This is a genomic window from Stenotrophomonas sp. TEPEL, from assembly GCF_004348785.1.
GTDB lineage: Bacteria > Pseudomonadota > Gammaproteobacteria > Xanthomonadales > Xanthomonadaceae > Stenotrophomonas > Stenotrophomonas indicatrix.
In genome coordinates this window covers 3,145,531-3,164,002 of sequence record NZ_QQXJ01000001.1, presented here as the reverse complement: position 1 = coordinate 3,164,002, position 18,472 = coordinate 3,145,531, and the positions used below count along the sequence as shown (strand labels likewise).

Sequence of the window (18,472 nt, the reverse complement as noted above, 5' to 3'; positions counted from 1 at the left end):
CAGGGCGCGCCGGGTATCGCAGCGCTGTCTTTACTGCGGCAGCACTTCCAGCGTGGCGACGTAGCTGAGGCGGCGCTTGGCGGCCTGCTTGACCGAGGTCTTCTTGTCCTCGGTGCCGGTTTCCAGCCAGTACATGCCGGCTTCCGGCCAGGTCACCTTGATCTCGCCCTTGGCGTCGCTGGTCAGCTTCTGCTCGTCCTGCGCGTTGCGGTAGCGGGTGCCGCCGCGCACGATCTCGAACTCCAGGCCTGCGGTCGGCTTGCCGTCGACCAGTACGCGGAAGGTGGCTTCCTCGCCGGCGAACAGGTCGTTCGGGTGACCGACGGCCACCAGTTCGATGCCGCGGTTGGTCGGCTTCAGCGCGGTGTCGTTCGGCGCCCCGTTGGTGACGAAGGTCTCCACGCGGCCGACCGACTGGCTCACTTCCAGCTTCTTCGCATCCTTGGGCAGTTCGCCGAAGGTAGCGGCGGTACCGCGCCAGCGCTTGCGCTCGCCGTTCAGTTCATAGGTGGCCGACAGGCCGTCGTTGACCGAGGCGATGCGGTAGGTGCCCTGCTGCTTCAGCTCGACGTCGAACACGCTGCGGTACTTGCCGGTGGCCGCGTTCTGCGCCTGCACGGCGCTGCCATCCGGGGCGGTGATCACCACCGATTCCAGGCGCAGCGGCACATGGTTGAAGTAGAACAGGTCGTTGGAGACCGCACCGTCGACGGTGATCCACGGCGCGTTGCCGGCGATCACGGTCTGCGAGGGCAGCAGCCAGGCCTTGTGGGCCAGGGCAGAGAACGGAAGGGCAGCGGCCAGAGCGGCGGCGAGGACGAGCGTGCGCTTCATGCGGAAGACTCCAGTTGGGAGGGGTCGGGTCCCTTTCCAACGGAAAGGGCTCTGACCCCGAGGGTAGGGCGATGGGGTCAGAGCCCTTCCTGCGGAAGGGATCCGACCCCACTCAATCAGGGTTTGACGGCGAGGGTGACCTGGCCCAGTTCGGTGGCGCCCTGCGCGCGGCCGTTCTGTGCGGCGGTGGCCGGCCAGGTGAAGGGGATCTTCAGCAGTTCACGGCCGCCGACTTCGCGCACCGCTTCCACCACCAGGGTGTAGTTGCCCGGGGCCAGCTGCTTCAGTGCGGGCTGCTTGTCGTTGAACGACAGCGCGTGCTTGCCGGCCGGGCGGGTCGGGCCGGTCACGCCGTCCACTGGCACCTGCAGGGTGCGGCCGCTCTTGCGCCACCACTGACGCAGGTCGGGCAGCCATTTGGTCCCATGGCCTTCGCTGTTGCTGGTCTGCTGGTACCAGACCGACAGGTTGGCGGCGACCTTCTGGTCGGCGCCTTCCAGCCACACCGCCACATACGGGCGGTGGTACTCGGCCACGTTGAGCTTGGGCACTTCGACGTTGATGTCGAGGGTGGTGGCGTAGGCCGGCGAGGTGGCCAGCAGGCCGCTGAGGGCGATGGTCAGGGTGACGCGCATGGGGCGGCTCCGGAAGAACGGATGGAAGTCACGGTGGAAGTCAGTGGATCAGCAGCAGGGCGATCAGCAGCGGGATCATCAGGCCCAGGCCGACCAGTGGCCAGGTCATGCGTCGCTGCCGCGCATGCAGGTGCAGCAGGAACAGGCCGGTGATGCAGAACACCAGGCAGGCCACGGCGAACACGTCCAGGAACCAGCCCCATGCGGGGCCGGCATTGCGGCCCTTGTGCAGGTCGTTGAGATAGGACACCGCGCCGCGCGAGGTGGATTCGTACTCCACCGCGCCGGTTTCGCGGTCGATGCTCAACCAGGCGTCGCCGCCGGGGCGTGGCAGTGACAGATAGATTTCCTCGGCCGACCATTCGGCGGGTCGACCGCCGATGGAGATGCCCAGCTGACCGTCGAGCCATTGCCGGGCCGGGCGTGGCAGCGGTGCATTGCCGTCCTCGCGGGTGCCCAGACCGCCGAGCAGTTCCGCCGGCAGTTCCAGGTGCTGGTTCTGCACCTGTGGCTTGGCCTCGATCTTCGCGGCATGGTTCAGCGTCAGGCCGGTCACCGCGAACAGCAGCATGCCGATCAGGCAGACCGCAGAGCTGATCCAATGCCACTGGTGCAGGGTACGCAGCCAGAAGCCGCGGCTCTGTTGCTGCTGCACGGTGGAAGATGCGGGACGGCTCACGGCACGGTTCGGGACGGATGAATACTGGCCATTACATCATTGATGAGAATTGCTCGCAATTAGATGTCGTTGTGTATCTCTGAAGGGGTAGTGCCGGCCGCTGGCCGGCAATCCCATGCCACCTGAGAACATCGCGCGGTTGCCGGCCAGCGGCCGGTACTACCACGGGTCGGTGGATCCACGCCATGCGTGGATGGAGAGGTGCCGACCAAGGTCGGCATCCACCAGGGCAAGGTCAGAACTTCGCGTTGAGCGAGATCCAGTAGCTGCGGCGCTGGTCCTTGGTGGCGTAGTCGTCCACGCAGTTGTATTCGCTGGGGCTGGTCAGCAGGCACGACTGCGAGACGAAGTTCTTGTCGAACAGGTTGTTGACCCGCGCGTTGACCGTCAGCCACTGCGTGGCCTTCCAGCTGCCACCGAGGTGGAAGAGGGTGTAGTCCTCGTAGTAACGGGTGTGACTGGCACCGGCGGCATCAAGGATCGTGTCGCGGTAGCGGTCGTAGCGGCCTTCGCCGATCAACGACAGGCTGATGGCATCGTTGAGCTGCCAGTTGAGGCTGGCGTTGGCCATGTGCTTGGCCGGCATGGTGCCGGTGATCGGCAGGCCCTTGCCGGAACCGGCGGTCTGCTCGCTCTTGGTCCAGGTGTAGTTGCCGCGCAGCTGCAGGGTGTCCAGCAGGTCGACGTGGCCGGCCAGTTCTGCGCCACGTGTCTCGGCCTTGTCGATGTTCACGCTCTGGGTGAAGGTGCTGTAGCCCAGCGACGCCCAGCCCGGGCCGATGTCCACGCAGTAGCCACTGCCGGCCGGCGCGACTTCACAGTTGGGGAACGTGCCGCCGCTGGCGATCTTGTCTTCGAACTTGTTGATGAAACCGGTGACGTTGAAGCCCCAGCGCTGGCCCTCGTAATAGGCGGCCAGCTCGTAGTTGGTGCTGGTTTCCGGCTTCAGGTTCGGCGAGCCCACCAGCGGCAGCACGCCCTGGCCACCAAAGCCGGTGATGCCGGGGAACAGCTGGTCCGGACGCGGGGTCTTGTAGCCGGTGCTGACGCCACCCTTGAAGGTCCATGCGTCGGTGGCATTCCAGACCAGGTAGCCGCGCGGGCTGAGGTGGCTGCCGAAGATGTTGTGGTCGTCGTAGCGCAGGCCGAAGGTGGCGGTCAGGCTGTCGGTCAGCGACCAGTTGTCCTCGGCGAACAGTGCCCACATGCGGTGCTTCTGTCTGGTATTGCTGCGGTAGCCGGCACCGTCCATGCCGAACACGCCGTCCACCATGTCGGTGTCGTTGTACTGGCCGCCCACGGTCAGCTTGTGCGCGCCGAAGTCGAGGTCGAGCATCGTGTCCAGCACGTAGCCTTCCAGTTCCATGGTGCGCAGCGGCCGCGGCAGGAACGCCTGCAGGCGTGCCTGTTCGCTGGCGTTGAGTGCGGCCAGGCCGTTGTTGCGGCCGGCGGCACAGTTGTTGGCGGCACCGGTGCGGCGGCAGACCTCGTTCCACAGGGTCTGCAGGCCGGCGCGCTCGTCCAGCGTCAGCGGCAGCGAGCGGCCGAGGTTGTTGCTCTTGCTGTGGGTCAGCGAGGTCTGCCAGGTGCCGAAGCTGTAGCGGCCTTGATGGGTCAGCGCGAGCTGGTCGCGCTCATAGCGCTGGTAGGCGGTGTAGCCCACGCGCGGCTGCACCACGCGGCGGGTGACGGTGCCGGTGCCATTCGGGTTCGGCACCACCGCGTTGCCCACGCGCCACAGGCTGGCCAGGCTGTCGAGGGTGCCGGTCTGGCCTTCGCTGTTGTCGTACTTCTGGCGTGAGACGTCGTAGTCCAGCCACAGTTCGTGGTCGTCGCTGAAATGGAAGTTCAGGCGCACGCCGGTGTTCCAGTTGGTGTTGGCCACCGACTTGCCGCCGCCACCGAAACCGATGCTGCGTTCCCACAGCGTGCCGTCGGGCAGAGTCAGTGCATCCCATTCGGGATTGGATGCCTTGGCGTCGTAGTAGCTGCCGCGCACGGCCAGGCCCAGGCGATCCTTGACCAGCGGGCCGCTCAGGTAAAGGTCGGTGCTGCGCGCATCGCCGAACTGGTCGTCCTGCTGCACGGTGAAGCCCTGGGTGACCGCGCCGTGCCAGCTGTCCTGGTTGCGGCGGGTGATGATGTTGATGACGCCGCCCATTGCATCCGAGCCGTACAGCGTGGACATCGGGCCACGCACCACTTCGATGCGCTCGATCGCATCCAGCGGCGGCAGGTAGGCGAACTGGCCACCACCGAAGTTGTTCGGATACAGCTGGCCGGCGTTGCTCTGGCGGCGACCGTCGATCAGCACCAGGGTGTACTCCGACGGCAGGCCGCGCATGGAGATGGTGGCGCGGCCGTTCTTGTCGGTGGCTTCCAGGCCGACGTCGATGCCTTCGACGTCGCGCAGGGCGTCGACCAGGCTGGTGTAGGGGCGCTTGCTCAGCTCTTCGCGGCTGACCACGCTGATGCTGGCCGGTGCATCGACCACCTTCTGCTCGAAACCGGAGGCGGTCACCACCACCTTGTCCAGCGTCTGCGGCGCGCCGCCGGCGGCACCATTGGCGTAGGCGGGCGCCGCGACCGCAGCCAGCACAGCGCTGGTCAACAGGTGGCGGGACAGGGACGAACGGACACGATGGCGCTGGGCCATGGCAGATACCTCGATGGATGTAAGGCAGCGCGATGCAGGGCGCGGAACGCGCACGGCAGGGCAGGGATGGCCCGGTCAGGGGCGGCAGGGGCGAAACAGGCAGCGGCGAGCCGTCGCAACCGCGCAGGCGGTCACGGCGTGCCGTGGATCAGGCGAGCGGCGGCGCCTGGCCGCGTTGCTGGCGGCGCCCGGGCGCATCGGCCCAGGGCATGTCCGGTACGGCGAGCGGCCAGTGCGGACGCGCGCCGGAGGGAACCGACGCTGAGGGAACCAGATCAAGTTCGGTGCGCAGCCAGTGGCTGGCCAGCAACAGCGGCGGGATCGGCTTGTCCGTGGACTTGGCCGGTGCGCAGGCGCAGCGCCGCAGTTTGGCCGGCGCTTCTTCCTGCAAAGGGCCTTCGCCGCCGCGCTCTTCCAGCGGCTGCTGCAGCGCCTGCGGCGCGGCAGCGTGGGCGACCGGCAGCAGCGGCAGGGTGCCCAGCAACAGCGTCAGCATCGCCACCCACGCCAGCAGGCTGGCCAGCGCAGGCCGACGGCCGCGCATGGCAGTGCCGAGCTGTACAAGCCGAAGCGGGCGAGGGCGGAACGGGCGACGCAAGCGGAGATCCCTGGCTGGCCGGAACATCCGGCGTCAACGGGGCGTGATTGTAATGAGACCCGTTAGCCGTTGCAAATGAGAATGATTGCCAAATTACCGCAGTGGTGGCCTGATAGGTTCAGACCTCGCTCCAGCGTCGCAGCAGGTTGTGGTACACGCCGGTCAGCTGCAACACCGCGTCGGCATCGCCATTTGTCTGCCGCAGGCGTTCGATGGAGGTATCCATCTCCCACAGCAGACGACGCTGCACATCGTCGCGGATCATGCTCTGCACCCAGAAGAACGATGCCACGCGCGCACCGCGGGTGACCGGATTGACCTTGTGCAGGCTGCTGGAGGGATACACGATCAGATCACCGGCCGGCAGTTTGACCTCGTGCTCGCCGTAGGTATCGCTGATGATCAGCTCACCGCCGTCGTACTCGTCCGGGTCGGACAGGAACAGCGTGCAGGAGACGTCCGAGCGCAGCTGCTCGCCGTTGGCCAGGTTCATCACCGCGCCATCGACGTGGAAGCCGTAGGTGCCGCCGCCGCTGTAGCGGTTGAAGCGCGGTGGCAGGTACTTCAAGGGCAGCGCGGCGCTGAAGAACAGCGGATGCCGTGCCAGGGCCACCAGAATGGTTTCGCCCAGTTCGCGGCGCAGCGGCGAAGCTTCAGGCAGCTGCTGGTTGTGCTTGGCCTGCGCGCCGAGGTGGCCGACGGTCTCGCGGCCATCGGTCCAGTCGGCTGCGTCGAGCCTGCGGCGGATGTCAGCCACCTGTCCGGTGCTGAGGATGTCGGGGATGTGCAGCAGCATGCGGAAGTCCTCAGCAAGCAGACGGTGCGACCAGCGCGCGCACCTGCGGGTAGGGTGAGGCGGCCAGCTCGGGCACGATATGTGCCATGAACGCGGGACTGCCGTGCTGCAGCGCCAACTGCAGCCAGTGCACGGCCTGTTCGATCTCACCGGCCTGCAGAAGGATGGAGGCGTAGTTGGCCTGGCCGCGGAAATCGCCGGCCTCGGCCGCGCGCCGATACCAGCCCAGTGCAGCCTGCGGATCGCGACCGGTGTCCAATCCATCTTCCAGATGCCGGGCCAGCAGGTTCATCGATTTGGCGTGGCCCAGATGGGCCGCGCGGGTGTACAGCGCCAGTGCCTGTGCACGGTCCTGTGGTACGCCGCGGCCGGTGGCCAGCAGGTTGGCCAGGTTGTACAGGCCCCAGTCCAGGCCGGTGTCGGCGGCGCGCCGGTACCAGACCGCTGCGAGCGAAGGATTGGCGGTGGTGCCCTGGCCCAGCTCATGGCAGCGGCCAAGCATGTTCATCGCCATCGGCGCGCCGTTGTTGGCTGCAGTCTCGTACCAGAGCAGGGCCGCAGCAGCGTCCTGGGGCGTGCCTTTGCCTTCCATGTGCATCTGCGCCAGCAGCAGTTGCGCCTCCACCTGCCCGGCCTGTGCTGCATCGCGCACGCGCGCGAAGGCAGCCTGCGGGTCGTGCAGCAGCAGGTCGGTCAGGGCGTCGGAATCAAAGGGGATGTTGGAAGCCATGCGCGGAGTATCGCCGGAAACAAAAACGGCGGCAGGAGATCCTGCCGCCGCGTGGGTGCTGCGGGTTACATCAGAACTTCACGTTCAGTGCCAGGGTGGCCGAACGACCCGGGGCGATGCTCGCGTAGTGCGACGCGTAGGCCTTGGTGAAGTAGGTCTTGTCGGTCAGGTTCTGCACGTTCAACTGCAGGCTGATGTTGTCCTGGATCGCGTAGCTGGCCATCGCATCGAAGCGGGTGTAGCTGGGGATCCACTTGGTGTTGGCCACATCACCGTACTGCTTGTCGGAGTAGTTGGCGCCGGCGCCGACGGTCAGGCCGAACGGGAAGCGGTAGGTGGTCCACAGGGTGGCGCTGTGCTTGGCGGTGTTCGGGAACACGTTGCCGTTGTACGGCGAGGGCACGTAGATGTTGGACGGGCAGGTACGGCCGGACACGGCGCAGACGAAGCCGTTGTCCTTCAGTTCCGAATCCAGGTAGGTGTAGCCGCCGTACAGGCTCCAGGCGTCGGTCAGCTGGCCGGTGAAGCCCAGTTCCACGCCGTTGATTTCCTTCTTGCCGGCGTTCTGGCTGGTGCCGTTGTCGACGGTCACGCGCGCGTTGTCCATCACGGTGTGGAAGATCGCCGCGGTCAGGTTCAGGCGGTTGTCGAACAGGTCCCACTTGGTACCCAGTTCGAGGTTCCTGGTGTCCTGCGGCTTGAGGTCGGCTACGGCCGCGCTGAGGCCATCGGAACCATCGCCACCGTCCATGCCCGGCGGGGTGGAGGAGGTGCCGTAGGACAGGTAGATGCTGCCGTTGGCGGTCGGCTTGAAGACAATGCCGGCCTGGTAGTTCAGGAAGTCATTGTCATTGCGCACGCGGGTCGGCGCCTTGCCGGCCACCGGGGTGGTCAGGGTGGTGGAGAAGTCGTCGTAACGCAGGCCGACGTTGATCATCCACTGCGCGTTCAGTTCGATGGTATCGAACAGGTAAGCGGACGTGGTCTTGGTGCGCTGCTCGACGTCCAGCGCCTTGTCGCTGCGGTACACCGCATGGGTGGCCGCCCACGGATCGTTCGGGTTCGGGTTGTCGAAGCTGGTGCAGTTGTAGCCTGTGGCCGCGCCGGTGGTCGGGCACTTGCTGCTGTTGGTCAGCGGATTGTTGGTGCCCGGGGTCATCAGGTAGCTGCCACGGGTCATCTTCTCGTCGCTGTATTCCGCGCCGGCGCTGTAGCTGTGCTTCAGTGCACCGGTCTGGAAGCTGCCGGTCAGGCTCAGCTGGTCGGCGAAGCTCTTGACGTCGACGGCGCGGCTGTTGGTACGGCGCCACAAGGTGCCGTAGTTGTTCGGGTTGCCCTGGCTGTCGTCCGGCTGGGTCCACAGGTAATCGTTGCTGGTGTTGCCCAGGCGCGCGATGTTGCGCAGCTTGTGGCCGCCGAAGTCGTAGCTGCCGTCCAGCGTGCTGATGTCGGCGCGGGTGCGCTGGAAATCGCGGTCCACCAGGCCGTAGTAGTTGTTGCGGTCGGGCACCATCGGACGGCCGTCGACCCACTTCGACACCGGCGCACCGTTCGGGTTGCCATACGGGAAGCCGCCTGCGTCGGGCAGGTCGTCGCTCTGCATGTGGTAGTGGCTGGCGATCAGCTGCGCCGGGCCGTTCAGGCCGAACGCGATCGACGGCGCGATGCCCCAGCGGCTGACGTTGGCCGCGTCACGACCGGCAATGTCCGACTCGTGCTTCATCAGGTTCAGGCGTGCGGCGATGCCATCGCCCAGCACGTAGTTGGCATCCACGGTGCCGCGTGCGTAGCTGTCGGTGCCGATGCCCATGCTGGCAGTGGTCTCGTTCTTCAGCTTCGGGGTCTTGCTGACCAGGTTGAGGCTGCCACCACCGGAGTCACGACCGCCGTAGGCCGAGCTCGGGCCCTTGACCACCTCCACCTGCTCCAGGTCGAACACTTCGCGGGTCTGCGAACCGACGTCGCGCAGGCCATCGACGAACATGTTGCTCTGCGAGTCGAAGCCGCGGATGAAGGGGCGGTCACCGGTCGGGTTGCCGCCTTCGCCGGCGCCGAAAGTGATGCCCGGCACCATGCGCAGCGCATCCTGCAGGTTGGTCGCGCCGGTTTCGGCGATCAGCTTCTCCGAGACGATCGAGACCGACTTGGGGGTGTCCAGCAGCGCGGCGGTGAACTTCGGCGAGGACGGGTTGAACCAGCTGCCGCGCACCTGGACCTTGTCCAGCTCGGTGGCCTTGCTGGCGCCGGCGCCGGCGTCGTCGGCGGCCTGCGCGGCCAGCGGCGCGAAGCCGGCGGCGAGGGTGGCGGTGGCCAGTACGGAAACGCGAGGTGCGTACTTGCGGGTCTTGATGTGGGTCATGGGTAGGTTGGCGATGGCTTGGATGGGGAATGAGCGGTGCAGGCCTGCAGGGCTGGGCGCGCGGCGACAGGCAGGAGGTGGATTTGTAGAGCCGAGCCATGCTCGGCTGGCCGGAAACGCAGTCAGGCGCACGGCAATGGCCGCAGGGGCGCCTCAGATGGCGTGCGGTGCCGGAGGTGCGTGGCCGGGATTCAGGCGCAGCGAGGGGTCGTGCCGCTGCCAGCGCAGGGCATCGGAGTGCCACAGCGGGATGTGAGCCACCAGCGCAGCGCGCGGCGGCGCAGCGCCGGCACAGGGCGTGCTGTCCTCACCGTCCAGCGGAGGCTCCGGGGCCGGCACAGCGTGGTGGGGGCATTCGTCGCTGGAAGGAGCCGGCAGCGGAGAGGCCTGGTCCATATTGTCCAGATGCGCCTGCCAGCCGGCGTTGGCGGCGTGGCCGCCGCGCCCTTCGTGCAACGCCGACCAGCCCAGCAGCAGCGTCAGCAGCGCGGCCACGAGCAGCGGCCACCCCTGACGGGCGAGCTGGCACAGCGTGGCAGTGGGTGCGGACGAAGCCATGGCGCAGGCGGAGGCGTTACGAAGATGTTACGTAGGATAACATCAACGATAATGATTCGCATGTACGGACGTGGCAGGCCACCCGGAACGGACCCGAAGGGCCCTGGCAGGGCCCTCAGGCTGTTGCAGTAGATCCACCCCATGGGTGGATGCCTTGAACTTCAATCGCGGTCGTCGCGGGTCCAGATGGCGTCGTGTTCGCGCTTCACCGGGAACTTCGGCACCGCGGTATAGGCCGGCGCGCACAGGGCGCGGCCATCACGCACGTCGAAGCGCGCGCCATGCAGTACGCATTCAACGCTGCCTTCGGCGGTGTTGAACTCACCCGAGGACAGCTCGAACTCCTCGTGCGTGCATTGGTCTTCCAGCGCGTACAGTTCGCCGTCGAGGTTGAACACCACGATCGGCGTACCGGTGACTTCGTCGAACACGCTCTTCATTTCGCCCGGCAGCAGTTCGGCGCCGGCGCAGACAAAGGTCCAGGCCTCGCTCACGCGGTGGCCCCGGCCAGCGGCTTTTCCAGGATCTCGAAGCGCAGGTCGTCGCGCTTGGGGATGCCGAAACGTTCGTCGCCATACGGGAACGGCTTCTTGATGCCGGTGCGCCGGTAACCGCGGCGCTCATAGAAGGCGATCAGTTCGTCGCGGATGTCGATCACGGTCATCTGCATCACCGGTACGTTCCATTCGCGTGCGGCGTGGGCTTCGGCCGCGTCCATCAACTGCTTGCCGACGCCGCCGCCCTGCTGGGCCGGGTCGACCGAGAACATGCCGAAGTAGCCCTTGCCGTCGACGTCGGCGACATGGGCGCAGGCCACGAGCTGGCCGTCGCGTTCGGCCAGCAGGATGGTCGAGCGCGGGCGGTCCAGGTCGCCCTGGATGCCTTCGGCATCGACGCGGGCGCCGTCCAGCAGGTCGGCTTCGGTGGTCCAGCCGACGCGGCTGGCGTCGCCGCGGTAGGCCGAGGTGACCAGGGTGATCAGGGCGGGGATGTCGGCCGACGTGGCGGCGCGGAAAGTCAGAGTGCTCATGGGGGCATTCTAGGTGGTCAGATCCCTTTCGCGCCGTGAAAGGGATCTGACCCAACTCACTGACGTAGCGTCAGGTACTCCCCCGACTGGCAGCTGCGTCGCGGCAAGAGATGCTCGGGGTCAGATCCCTTTGCGCAGCCAAGGGCTCTGACCCCTCTGCCCCCGGAGATGCCCATGCCACGCCCCCGCCGCATCGACGCGCCCGGACATCCGCAACACGTAGTCCAGCGCGGCAACAACCGCCAGGCCGTGTTCTTCAGCAGCGGTGATCCTGCGATTTACCTGGGCCTGTTGCGCGACTGCGCCAGGGAACACAACTGCCGGGTTCATGCCTACGTGCTGATGGGCAACCACGTCCATCTTCTGGCGACGCCTGATGTGTCCGGAGGACTGTCGCGGATGATGCAGGCGGTGAACCGCAGCTACGTTCGTCGGGTGAATGAGCGTGAGGGCCGTACCGGCACTCTCTGGGAGGGGCGCTTTCATTCCACGCTGGTGGATACCGATCAGTACGTGCTCGCCTGCCAGCGTTACATCGAACTCAACCCGGTACGTGCGCGGATGGTGGTGCACCCCGGGGACTATCGTTGGTCAAGCTATCGCGCCAATGCGAAGGGCAGGGCGAATGCGCTGCTCGTGCCGCATTCGGCATTCGAACTGAGTGCGTTGGATCTGGATGAGCGGCGCAGACGCTATGCGGAGTTCATCGAGCAGGGCATCCCTGCCGGGGATCTGACGGTGATACGTGGCGCGCTGCAGTCGCAGAGGCGGTTGGCGGGGACGTTGACGGGGTCAGAGCCCTTTCGCAACGCGAAAGGGATCTGACCCCGCTCTGCCGCTCTGCTGGGGTCGGATCCCTTTGCGAGCAAAGGGCTCTGACCCCGGCTAAAGCCTTACCCCAGCAACTTCCGCACCTTCGTCAACGCAGTCATGAACCGCTCGATCTCTTCATGCGTGTTGTAGAACGCCAACGACGCACGGCAGGTCGCCGCCACGCCGTAGTACTGCAGCAGCGGATGCGCGCAGTGCTGGCCCGAGCGCACGGCCACACCTTCCAGATCCAGCAGGGTAGCCAGATCGTGCGCATGCGCGCCGTCGATCAGGAATGACACCACCGCCGCCTTTTCCGGTGCCTCGCCGATGATGCGCAGGCCATCGACCCGGCGCAGCTCTTCGGTGAAGTGCGCCAGCAGCTCGGCTTCGCGCGCTTCCACGTGGTCCAGGCCGACGTTCTGCAGATAGTCCGCCGCCACGCCCAGGCCGATGAAGCCGGCGATGTTGGGGGTGCCGGCTTCGAACTTGTGCGGGGCGTCGTTGAACACGGTGCCGTCGAAGCTGACTTCCTTGATCATTTCGCCGCCGCCCAGGAACGGCGGCATCGCGTCCAAGTGCTCGCGACGCGCCCACAGCGCACCGGTGCCGGTCGGGCCGCACATCTTGTGGCCGGTGATGGCGTAGAAGTCGCAGCCGATCGCGGTGACGTCGACCTTGCGGTGCGGTGCGGCCTGCGAGCCGTCGACCACGGTGACGATGCCGCGCTTGCGCGCTTCGCGGCAGATCTCGCGGACCGGGTTGATGGTGCCGAGCACGTTGGAAACATGGGCCACCGCCAGCAGCTTGACCTCGGCGGTCATCGCCGCGCGCAGCGCGTCCAGGTCCAGCGCGCCGTCGGGAGTGATCTCGGCCACGCGGATGGTCGCGCCGGTGCGCTGGGCGACCAGCTGCCACGGCACGATGTTGGCGTGGTGTTCCATGCGCGACACCAGGATCACGTCGCCGGCCTTCAGCCGGGGCAGGGCCCAGGAGTAGGCAACCAGATTGATCGCGAAGGTGGTGCCGCTGCACAGCACCAGGTCGTTGCTGCGCACGTTGAGGAAACGGGCCAGCTTGTTGCGTGCGCCTTCGTAGGCGTCGGTGGCCTCGGTACCCAGCGCATGCACGGCACGGCTGACGTTGGCGTTGTAGCGGCGGTAGAACTCGTCCACCGCGCCGATCACCTGCACCGGCTTCTGGCCGGTGTTGGCGTTGTCGAAATAGACCAGCGGCTTGCCGTGCACTTCGCGCATCAGCAGCGGGAAGTCCAGGCGCACGCGCGCCCAGTCGGGGGCGTCGGCGGGTGCTTCGATCGGTCGCGGGGTGGACAGGTTCATGCCACGCCCGCCTCGGCCAGCGCCTTGTCCAGCCGGCGTGCCAGCTGTTCGCGCAGCGCTTCGGGCAGCACCTTCAGCGGTTCGTGGCAGAACGCGGCGCTCAGCAGCGCCTGCGCCTGGGCCTGCGGCAGGCCGCGCGAACGCAGGTAGAACAGCGCGTTGGCGTCGAGCTGGCCGACGGTGGCACCGTGTGCGGCCTTCACTTCGTCGGCGTCGATCACCAGCGTCGGCTGGGTATCGATCTCGGCGTCGGCCGACAGCAGCAGGTTCTTGTTGGACAGGTTGGCGTCGGTGCCATCGGCACCGGCACGGATCTGGATGCCGCCATGGAACACCACGCGGCTGCGGTTGGCGGCCACGCCACGCCACTGCAGCTCGGCGCTGGTGTCGCGGGCGATGTGGTCGATGCCCAGGCGGGCATCGACGTGGCGGCGGCCGTTGCCGAGCAGCACGCCATTGGCGGTCAGCTGGGCGTTGTCGCCTTCCAGGCGCACGTTCAGCTCATGGCGGCTGAGCGCGGCACCCAGCTCCAGGTCCACGCGGTGGTACTGCGCGTCCTTGCCCAGCACCGCGTCGGTGCGCAGGAAGCTGGTCTGGCGCGCGCTGCCGGCCTGCACGCGCGCGTGCTTGAGCACCGCATCGCGGGCGACGTGGGCGTGCAGCACCGTGTTGTCCAGATGCGCCGAATCACCCACGCTGAAGCGGTGCTCGACCACGCCCAGGCTGGCGCCGGCACGCAGTTCGATCAGGTGGCGGTGGTGCCAGGCCAGGTCGGTGTCGCCGGCCACGCTGGCGAATACCAGCTGCAGCGGCACCTCGACCTGCACGCCGTCGTCCACGCGCAGCACCACGCCTTCATCGGCGAGGGCGGCGTTGAGGCGGGCGAACACATCGTCACTGCGATCGTAGCGGCGGCCGAGGAAGCGCACGGCGTCCTCGCCAGCGGCCAGTGCGGAGGACAACGTCTCCAGCTGCACGCCGGCCGGCAGGCCCTGCACGTCGCTCAGCGCGTCGTTGAGGCGGCCATTGACGAACACCAGGCGCGGTGCCGGGATGTCCTCCAGCGCGGCGGCATCCAGCAGTGCCGGGGCCAGCGGTGCGGCCGCGAAGCTGCGACGCTCCAACTGGCGCAGCGAGGTGTACTTCCAGGTTTCGCTGCGTGCGCCGGGCAGGCCGTCGCGCAGCACGCTGTCGAGCACTTCGCGGCGCGCATCGCTGCCACAGAAGGCCTGGGCCATGGAGTCGAGCAGGGCGCTCATCAGACCGCCGCCTTGGGCACGACCCGGTCCTTCAGGAAGTCATAGCCGTGCGCTTCCAGTTCCAGCGCCAGTTCCGGGCCACCGCTCTTGACGATGCGGCCATCGGCCAGCACGTGCACCACGTCCGGCTTGATGTAGTCCAGCAGGCGCTGGTAGTGGGTGATGACCAGGAACGAGCGGTCGGCGCTGCGCAGCGCGTTGACGCCGTCGGCCACGCTCTTCAGTGCATCGATGTCCAGGCCCGAATCGGTTTCGTCCAGGATCGCCAGCTTCGGCTCGAGCACGGCCAGCTGGAAGATCTCGTTGCGCTTCTTCTCGCCACCGGAGAAGCCTTCGTTGACGCCACGGTGCAGCAGTTCGTCCTTCAGGTGCAGGACGGCCAGCTTCTGCCGCACCAGCTTGAGGAACTGCATGGAATCGAGCTCTTCCTCGCCGCGCGCCTTGCGCTGTGCATTCAGCGCGGCGCGCAGGAAGTAGGTGTTGTTCACGCCGGGGATTTCCACCGGGTACTGGAACGCCAGGAACAGGCCGGCAGCGGCGCGCGCTTCCGGGTCCTGGTCGAGCAGGTCGACGCCTTCGAACTGCACGCTGCCTTCGCTGACCTCATAGCCGTCGCGGCCAGCCAGGACATTGCCCAGGGTGGACTTGCCGGCGCCGTTGGGGCCCATGATGGCGTGCACCTGGCCCGGCTTCACTTCCAGGGACAGGCCCTTGAGGATTTCCTTGTCGCCGATGCGGGCGTGGAGGTTTTCGATCTTCAGCATGGTGGGGGTTTCCGTGGTGCGGGCCGTGGCCCGCCGGTAAAGAGAATGCGTTGTGCGAGGGCAGGGCGGGCGATCAGCCCACCGAACCTTCCAGCGAGACTTCCAGCAGCTTCTTGGCTTCCACCGCGAATTCCATCGGCAGTTCGCGGAACACCTGCTTGCAGAAGCCGTCGACGATCATCGACACCGCGTCTTCCTGGCTGATGCCACGGGCGCGGCAGTAGAACAGCTGGTCGTCGGAGATCTTCGAGGTGGTGGCCTCGTGCTCGACGGTGGCGCCCGGGTTCTTCACCTCGATGTAGGGGAAGGTGTGGGCGCCGCACTGCTTGCCGATCAGCAGCGAATCGCACTGGGTGTAGTTGCGCGCGCCGTCTGCGTTGCGGTCCACCTTGACCAGGCCGCGATAGGTGTTCTGGCCGCGGCCGGCGCTGATGCCCTTGCTGATGATCTTGCTCTTGGTGCGCTTGCCGACGTGGATCATCTTGGTGCCGGTGTCGGCCTGCTGGCGATGGTGGGTCAGTGCCACCGAGTGGAACTCACCGACCGAGTCGTCGCCCAGCAGCACGCAGGACGGGTACTTCCAGGTGATCGCCGAGCCGGTCTCGACCTGGGTCCAGGTGACCTTGCTGCGCGCGCCACGGCATTCGGCACGCTTGGTGACGAAGTTGTAGATGCCGCCGACGCCGTTCTCATCGCCCGGGTACCAGTTCTGCACGGTGGAGTACTTGATCTCGGCATCGTCCAGCGCCACCAGCTCGACCACCGCCGCATGCAGCTGGTTCTCATCGCGCATCGGCGCGGTGCAGCCTTCCAGGTAGGACACGTACGCCTTGTCTTCGCAGATGATCAGCGTGCGCTCGAACTGGCCGGTGTGGCCGGCGTTGATGCGGAAGTAGGTGCTCAGTTCCATCGGGCAGCGCACGCCCTTGGGAATGAACACGAAGCTGCCATCGGAGAACACCGCCGAATTGAGCGCGGCGAAATAGTTGTCGCCGACCGGCACCACGGTGCCCAGGTACTGTTTGACCAGTTCCGGGTGCTCCTTGATGGCTTCGGACATCGAGCAGAACACGATGCCCTTTTCGGCCAGTTCCTTGCGGAAGGTGGTACCGACGGACACCGAGTCGAACACCGCGTCCACCGCTACGCCGGCCAGCTTGGCGCGCTCGTGCAGCGGCACGCCCAGCTTGTCGTAGGTGTCCAGCAGTTCCTTGGGCACGTCATCCAGCGAGGCGTACTTCGGGCCCTTCGGCGCGGAGTAGTAGCTGAGCGCCTGCAGGTCGATCGGGGCGATCTGCAGCTTGGCCCAGTTCGGCATCGGCATGGTCAGGAAGTGGCGGTAGGCGTCCAGGCGCCACTGCGTCATCCATTCCGGCTCTTCCTTCTTGGCCGACAGGGCGCGGATGGTGTCCTCATCCAGGCCGGCGGGAAGGGAGTCCGACTCGATGTCCGTGATGAAGCCGGCCGAATACTTGCGGCCGAGCTGCTCATGGATCTCGCGGTTGGGGGTGTCGTCGCTGGCGACGGTTTCGATGGTTTCGGTGGCCATGGGGGGCTGCCTACGGATCAGGAGACGACGTCGACAGCGATGGTGCGGCGCTGTTCTTCGTCGACAAGGGGAAGAGGGGGCAGGATCTGCGCCAGGCTGACATCGCGCAGGGCCTCGGAGACCACGTCGTTGATCAGCCGCCAGCTGCTGCGCGCGCCGCACTTGGGCGCCATGCCGCACTGGTGGTGGTCGTGGCTGCACTCGGTCAGGGCCAACGGCCCTTCCATGGCTTCAACCACTTCAAACAGCGAGATCTCAATTGATGGGCGGGTCAGCCGGTAGCCGCCGCGGACGCCGCGCAGGCCTTCGACCAGGCCGGCCTGGGCCAGTGGCTTGAGCACCTTGCTGACGGTGGGCGGCTCCAGACCGGTGAATTCGGCCAGCTCGGTGGCACTGAGCACCTCGCCCGGACGGGCGGCGAGTACGGTCAGTACGACGGTGGCGTAATCGGTGAGCTTGGTGACGCGCAACATGGGATGCGAGTGGTTCTTAAAGCGGACTGAAATTGTACGCTTTTATTCGCCGGCATCCAACCCGGCCATTCAGCGGGCGCTTGGGCCCGGCCGGAGGGCAGTCGCCCAGGGCCGCCATCGGGGCGACATGCTGCGGCATGGGGGTGATTTTCGCAATCACCCGGAATGGGCGAGAATCAACGTTCCTTCCGCTGCAAACGTCTCTTGCCGATGCCCAAGAAGATCCAAGCCCGCAAGTCCGCCATCCACGGCAACGGTGTGTTTTCCGTGGCCCCGATCAAGCAGGGCGAGCGCGTGATCCAGTACAAGGGCCTGCTGCGCAGCCACGGCGATGTCGATGCCGATGACAGTGGCGACGTGGAAAGTGGCCATACCTTCCTGTTCACCCTCAACGACGACTGGGTGATCGATGCCAACTACAAGGGCAACGACGCGCGCTGGATCAACCACAGCTGCGACCCGAACTGCGAGGCGGTGATCGAAGAAGACGAAGACGGTGACAGCCGCGGCGACAAGGTCTTCATCGAGGCGCTGCGCGATATCAAGGCGGGCGAAGAGTTGACGTACAACTACGGCATCACCCTGGCCGAGCGCCACACGGCCAAGCTGAAGAAGATCTGGGAGTGCCGCTGTGGCTCGCCCAAGTGCACCGGCACGATGCTGCAGCCCAAGCGCTGATCGGGTAGCGCCGGCGGGCCCATGCCCGGCGAGCGCGAAGCACGGGCGGAACCAGAAGCCGCCGGGCACGGCCCGGCGCTATCCGGGAGTTTCTCCACCTGCCGTGCACGTGAGGGTCACCGCCGTTCAAGGGCCACTCGGCCACCCTGTGCGCTCCCCCTTATCTGGAGCACGACATATGGCACAGCGTCTACGCGGCAAACAGATCGCCATTCTCGCCACGCATGGTTTCGAGCAGTCCGAACTGATCGAACCCAAGCACCTGCTGGAAGCGGAGGGCGCGCGCGTGAGCGTGGTGTCGCCGGCCAAGGAGGCGAGCATCAAGGGCTGGAAGGACAAGGACTGGGGCGATTCGGTCGCCGTGGATCAACCACTGGAGGGCGCCGACGCCGGCCACTTCGATGCGCTGGTGCTGCCCGGTGGCGTGATCAATCCGGACACCCTGCGCACCAACGAAGCAGTACTGGATTTCATCCGCAGCATGGCCGGTGCCGGCAAGCCGGTGGCGGCGATCTGCCACGGCCCTTGGCTGCTGATCAACAGCGGGCTGGCGGAGGGACACGAGGTAACCTCGTGGCCATCGCTGCAGCAGGACCTGGCCAATGCCGGCGCGCGCTGGCGCGACGCGGAAGTGGTGGTGGACGGCAACCTGATCACCAGCCGCAAGCCCGATGACATTCCGGCCTTCAGCGAGGCGGTGGTGAAAGCGCTGGCGGCGTGATGC

19 protein-coding genes are annotated in these 18,472 nt (G+C 66.6%); 3 read left to right on the top strand and 16 right to left on the bottom strand.

Annotation, left to right across the window (positions count from 1 at the left end; all coding sequences use genetic code 11):
• Positions 1–30: 30 nt before the first annotated feature.
• From TEP_RS14415 to TEP_RS14365, 11 genes are all read right to left on the bottom strand, one after another.
• Positions 31–834, bottom strand: coding sequence for a DUF4198 domain-containing protein (locus TEP_RS14415; protein ID WP_132825735.1), 804 nt, complete (start codon positions 832–834; stop codon positions 31–33).
• 116 nt (positions 835–950) lie between these two features.
• Entirely contained in the window at positions 951–1,469 is a 519-nt protein-coding gene (locus TEP_RS14410) for a DUF2271 domain-containing protein (protein WP_032975835.1), read from the bottom strand.
• 40 nt (positions 1,470–1,509) lie between these two features.
• Positions 1,510–2,148, bottom strand: coding sequence for a PepSY-associated TM helix domain-containing protein (locus tag TEP_RS14405; protein ID WP_132825734.1), 639 nt, complete (start codon positions 2,146–2,148; stop codon positions 1,510–1,512).
• A 235-nt stretch (positions 2,149–2,383) separates the two neighbouring features.
• A complete protein-coding gene (locus TEP_RS14400; RefSeq protein WP_132825733.1) occupies positions 2,384–4,804 on the bottom strand; it encodes a TonB-dependent receptor in 2,421 nt (806 codons plus the stop codon).
• 148 nt (positions 4,805–4,952) lie between these two features.
• Complete coding sequence (locus tag TEP_RS14395; protein WP_132825732.1) at positions 4,953–5,348, bottom strand: hypothetical protein; 396 nt, start codon at positions 5,346–5,348, stop codon at positions 4,953–4,955.
• A gap of 172 nt (positions 5,349–5,520) precedes the next feature.
• Positions 5,521–6,198 carry a Fe2+-dependent dioxygenase gene (locus TEP_RS14390; protein WP_132825731.1) on the bottom strand — a complete coding sequence of 226 codons (678 nt, stop codon included), beginning with the start codon at positions 6,196–6,198 and terminating at the stop codon, positions 5,521–5,523.
• Between the two features lie 10 nt (positions 6,199–6,208).
• On the bottom strand, positions 6,209–6,928 hold the full coding sequence (locus tag TEP_RS14385) for a tetratricopeptide repeat protein (RefSeq protein WP_099783123.1): 720 nt from the start codon (positions 6,926–6,928) through the stop codon (positions 6,209–6,211).
• A 70-nt stretch (positions 6,929–6,998) separates the two neighbouring features.
• Positions 6,999–9,287 (bottom strand): TonB-dependent siderophore receptor, encoded by a 2,289-nt coding sequence (locus tag TEP_RS14380; protein ID WP_132825730.1) that lies wholly within the window; start codon positions 9,285–9,287, stop codon positions 6,999–7,001.
• A gap of 153 nt (positions 9,288–9,440) precedes the next feature.
• Positions 9,441–9,845 (bottom strand): hypothetical protein, encoded by a 405-nt coding sequence (locus TEP_RS14375; protein ID WP_132825729.1) that lies wholly within the window; start codon positions 9,843–9,845, stop codon positions 9,441–9,443.
• 161 nt (positions 9,846–10,006) lie between these two features.
• Positions 10,007–10,339, bottom strand: coding sequence for a non-heme iron oxygenase ferredoxin subunit (locus tag TEP_RS14370; protein ID WP_025873985.1), 333 nt, complete (start codon positions 10,337–10,339; stop codon positions 10,007–10,009).
• Entirely contained in the window at positions 10,336–10,875 is a 540-nt protein-coding gene (locus TEP_RS14365; RefSeq protein ID WP_132825728.1) for a GNAT family N-acetyltransferase, read from the bottom strand. The genes TEP_RS14370 and TEP_RS14365 overlap by 4 nt, the downstream gene beginning before the upstream one ends.
• A gap of 174 nt (positions 10,876–11,049) precedes the next feature.
• Between TEP_RS14365 and TEP_RS14360 the strand changes: the two genes are divergently transcribed.
• Entirely contained in the window at positions 11,050–11,700 is a 651-nt protein-coding gene (locus TEP_RS14360) for a transposase (RefSeq protein WP_132825727.1), read from the top strand.
• A gap of 68 nt (positions 11,701–11,768) precedes the next feature.
• Here TEP_RS14360 and TEP_RS14355 read toward each other — a convergent pair whose 3' ends face one another.
• From TEP_RS14355 to TEP_RS14335, 5 genes are all read right to left on the bottom strand, one after another.
• Positions 11,769–13,025 (bottom strand): cysteine desulfurase, encoded by a 1,257-nt coding sequence (locus TEP_RS14355; RefSeq protein WP_025873982.1) that lies wholly within the window; start codon positions 13,023–13,025, stop codon positions 11,769–11,771.
• Entirely contained in the window at positions 13,022–14,284 is a 1,263-nt protein-coding gene (gene sufD / locus TEP_RS14350; RefSeq protein WP_132825726.1) for a Fe-S cluster assembly protein SufD, read from the bottom strand. Before sufD ends, TEP_RS14355 begins: the two co-directional genes overlap by 4 nt.
• Positions 14,284–15,048 (bottom strand): Fe-S cluster assembly ATPase SufC, encoded by a 765-nt coding sequence (sufC, locus tag TEP_RS14345; protein ID WP_132825725.1) that lies wholly within the window; start codon positions 15,046–15,048, stop codon positions 14,284–14,286. Before sufC ends, sufD begins: the two co-directional genes overlap by 1 nt.
• 73 nt (positions 15,049–15,121) lie before the next feature.
• Positions 15,122–16,597, bottom strand: a complete 1,476-nt coding sequence (gene sufB, locus TEP_RS14340) for a Fe-S cluster assembly protein SufB (RefSeq protein ID WP_132825724.1) — start codon at positions 16,595–16,597, stop codon at positions 15,122–15,124.
• A 17-nt stretch (positions 16,598–16,614) separates the two neighbouring features.
• Positions 16,615–17,070, bottom strand: coding sequence for an SUF system Fe-S cluster assembly regulator (locus TEP_RS14335; protein ID WP_025873978.1), 456 nt, complete (start codon positions 17,068–17,070; stop codon positions 16,615–16,617).
• A gap of 210 nt (positions 17,071–17,280) precedes the next feature.
• Between TEP_RS14335 and TEP_RS14330 the strand changes: the two genes are divergently transcribed.
• Complete coding sequence (locus TEP_RS14330) at positions 17,281–17,748, top strand: SET domain-containing protein-lysine N-methyltransferase (RefSeq protein WP_010483549.1); 468 nt, start codon at positions 17,281–17,283, stop codon at positions 17,746–17,748.
• Between the two features lie 178 nt (positions 17,749–17,926).
• Complete coding sequence (locus TEP_RS14325; RefSeq protein ID WP_132825723.1) at positions 17,927–18,469, top strand: type 1 glutamine amidotransferase domain-containing protein; 543 nt, start codon at positions 17,927–17,929, stop codon at positions 18,467–18,469.
• The last annotated feature ends 3 nt before the right edge of the window (positions 18,470–18,472 follow it).